At 48.2% G+C, this 3,285-nt stretch carries 3 protein-coding genes; all 3 read right to left on the bottom strand.

The annotated features are described in order from the left end of the window. Positions 1-302: 302 nt before the first annotated feature. Positions 303-683 carry a hypothetical protein gene (locus QZP87_RS08185; protein WP_291322433.1) on the bottom strand — a complete coding sequence of 127 codons (381 nt, stop codon included), beginning with the start codon at positions 681-683 and terminating at the stop codon, positions 303-305. Between the two features lie 228 nt (positions 684-911). Next, positions 912-2,300, bottom strand: a complete 1,389-nt coding sequence (gene ftsY / locus QZP87_RS08180; RefSeq protein WP_291322432.1) for a signal recognition particle-docking protein FtsY — start codon at positions 2,298-2,300, stop codon at positions 912-914. 103 nt (positions 2,301-2,403) lie between these two features. After that, a complete protein-coding gene (locus QZP87_RS08175) occupies positions 2,404-3,087 on the bottom strand; it encodes a Smr/MutS family protein (RefSeq protein ID WP_291322431.1) in 684 nt (227 codons plus the stop codon). Positions 3,088-3,285 lie beyond the last annotated feature (198 nt).

The following is a 3,285-nucleotide window of genomic DNA, read 5'->3' as shown; positions in this document are numbered from 1 at the left end:
CTTTGCAATCTGTAAGGTAGTGGTATTGTCAAAACCCTGGGTTGCAAACAACTGAGTTGATGTGCTGAGAATTTTGTGTTTTTTGTTCTTGGCCATGATAATATTCCTTGTTGTTTATGCAACAGTTCATCCCTGTCCAGAATGGCAGTGGGGCTGATCCTTCAGGCTACAGGTATCTGTTCAGCGCTTTTACGGAAAGCAGGGGACAGGCACTCCCGCACTTAGTTTTGTCACAGGAAATTTCAGCATATTTGAAAAAATAAGTGCAGGGAGAGCCAGTTCCCCTTGCCACATGCAAAGCGCTAAACAGATAACAGGCTACCCGTCTGAATCCGGGGATAAGGCTCAAAAAGCACAATCATTCGATTAAGCGGATGCCTTATGTGCCTGTCCTCTGCTTTCATGCCAATGGGCTGAACTATTACTTTAGTATGGGGATACTGAATCTTTATTAGGAACTCTTCATCAACAATGTCAAGGTTTTTTATGCTTTTTTTGGGGTGCCAATGAAAAACATTTTTCAGAAAACAGTATCTCTTCAGCGCTTTTAATGAAAGCAGGGGGCAGGCACCCCCGCACTTAGTTTTGTCACAGGAAATTTCAGCATATTTGAAAAATAAGTGCGGGGAGAGCCAGTCCCCATGCAAAGCCCTAAACAGATACCTGCAGCCTTTCTGCCCCAAAAAAAGTGCGGGAATGCCTGTCTTCGATGGCTACACCGCAAAGTTTGCAATATTACGTTGTTGCGATGTATCTGTTCAGCGCTTTTAATGAAAGCAGGGGACAGGCACTCCGGGACCCACTTGAGCATCAATTTGTGCTCAAAATGACTCATTTTCTGGGACAAGTGGGTCCCGGAAGAGCCAGTCCACCTGCCACATCCAAAGCGCTAAACAGATACGTTGCGATAATTACCCCAGCAGTGCTCTGGCAAAGTTTTCAGGCTCAAAAGGCCTTAAGTCCTCCATTTTTTCCCCTAGACCTATAAAGGATATGGGAATCTGGTGCTGCAGGGCGATGGCCACCATAACACCCCCCTTGGCTGTACCGTCCAGCTTGGTCAAAACAATCTCATCAATTTTTATTTCTCTGGCAAAAAGCTCCGTCTGGGACAAAGCGTTCTGCCCTGTTGTGGCATCCAGGACCAGGACAGTCCTGTGGGGGCTGCCAGGACGTTTTTTCTGCATGACATTTTTGATTTTTTTAAGTTCATGCATAAGATCGGTCTTGGTGTGAAGTCTGCCGGCAGTATCAACGTATAATACATCAACACCGCCATCAACAGCTTTTTCCAGGGCTTCGTAAGCTACAGAAGCCGGGTCTGCCCCGTGTTTTTTGGCGTAAAATTCTGCCCCGACCCGATCCGACCATATGCCCAGCTGTTCAATGGCAGCGGCCCGGAACGTATCTCCAGCTGCTATCATGGTGCGGCGGCCTTTCATACGCTCTCTGTGTGCAAGCTTTGCAATTGTGGTTGTCTTGCCTACTCCGTTTACTCCGATCATCAGGACCACTTCCGGAGGTTCAGGCTTGATTCTTTTGGCAGGCCTGGGAAAGAATGCAGCCAGTTCCTTGCCCAGAAGATTTTTGAATTCCTGGGGATCGTCCACGTTATTTCCCGAGACCTTGGCCTTTAGTTTCTGTACCAGTTCGTTGGAGGCCTGATGCCCCACATCGGACATGATAAGGATCTCCTCAAGCTCTTCCCAGAAGGTATCATCATAACTGGAGCTGGAACTTAAAAGCTGGTCTATCTGTCTGGACAACTGGGCCTTGGTCTTGCTCAATCCCTGGGAGAGTTTGATAAAGAGCCGGCTTTTCTCGTCTTCCTCATCTTCCAGGTCCAGGGCCAGGGCCAGCCTGTACTGCAGCTCTGATCTGAATTCTTCCAGCTGGGTGTACCCCATGTCGTCAAGCCATCTGGAGAAACCTGAAACAAATTCTTCAGCCTCTTCCCGAGGAACTTCAAGAGCTTCGAAGAAAAAAAACAGCCTCTGCCACATGGCGTCGCCCTTGGCGTCAATATCTTGCAGTAAATAGTCCAGCCAGACGCTGAGTCTTGGTTCGGCCATGGCCAGGGACTGCTGCAGGCAGGATTTCCAGTCTCCTGCCTCCGTGTCCATGCCCTGAACGCCGGGTTTATCCTGTACCTCAGGTACAGGGCCGGCTTCCTGTTGTGGCTCGCTTTTCCACAAGTTTTTTATTTTACTGAAAAACCCCAAGTTCAGTTCCTCCCATAAAATTTGATACATGTCCGGGTTGAGGGTGGGCCTGGAAAGCATCAAAATAGATGCCTCCATGTAAGCTTCGCCAGGATGCTGTCTGAATCAAGCCCCATGTGTCAGGAAAGGTGTTGCGGGGACTGTTTCCTGGCCGCTCGCACCTGATTATGGTAACGTGCTTTCAATAAAGGTCAATAAGGTATTTGTCCCAGTGTATTTTGCCTTTTGTTTTCTTTCTATTACGCAAAAGTACGTAAAGGGCGCCGGTCCCGCCATGCCTGGGAAGTGCTGAGCAGAAAGCCAGGACTATCCTTTTCAGGGGATCCAGTGTCAGCCATGTCTGGATCATATTGCGCAACACTCCGTCACCCATGGGGGAATTTTTTCCGCGCCCTGGGATTAAAAGCACGCAGGTCTTGCCTTGATGGTACTGGTCGCGCATGAAAAGCAATAGTTCATGCCGGGCCTGGTCGCTGTTGAGTCCATGCAGATCCAGGTGGGCTTCGATGCTCAGTTCTCCGTTCTTGAATCTGCGAAAGGTCTTTGAATTTATGCTTTTGACGTACCCCTGTATGTACTCATCTGAATATTGAATATCAAACTCAATTTCGCCCCGAACAAGTCTGTAGAGAACATCCAGTTCGCTGTCCTTAGAAAGGTCCAGACCATCTGGTGCAGGCTCTGTCTCCAGGGGTATATCCCGTCCTTTGCTCTTGAGGGGCTTTACCCCGGACATGGCAGACAGGAAGAGGTTCTCCTGATTGTTGTCCTGCTCCATCTCTGGTACAACCCTGGGGTTAGGTTTTTTTGCCTTTTGTTCCCTGGATGGAATCTTTACTTTTTTAAGTTCTTTAAAAGATTTCATGTAATCAGCCCAAGACATCAACATTACAGTGTCTCAATTGGGGACAGGCACCTCTGCACTGATTTTTCTGAAGGAATATAGCACTACAGCGAAACTTATGGCTGACCTCCGGGGACTGGCTCTTTTGCCGCCAAATTTTTGGAGCAATTGCTATTTATCAACCGGCAAAAGTGCCTGTCCCCAATTGAGATACGATAT

Source organism: Desulfonatronospira sp., from assembly GCA_003563255.1.
Taxonomy (GTDB): domain Bacteria; phylum Desulfobacterota; class Desulfovibrionia; order Desulfovibrionales; family Desulfonatronovibrionaceae; genus Desulfonatronospira.
Note: the sequence above shows the minus strand (reverse complement) of the source record. Positions and strands in the feature narration are given on the sequence as shown.

Coding starts and splice junctions, on each gene's coding strand:
- ftsY (WP_291322432.1), bottom strand. CDS start 2,300: ATGGAGGCATCTATTTTGATGCTTTCCAGGCCCACCCTCAACCCGGAC.
- QZP87_RS08175 (WP_291322431.1), bottom strand. CDS start 3,087: ATGAAATCTTTTAAAGAACTTAAAAAAGTAAAGATTCCATCCAGGGAA.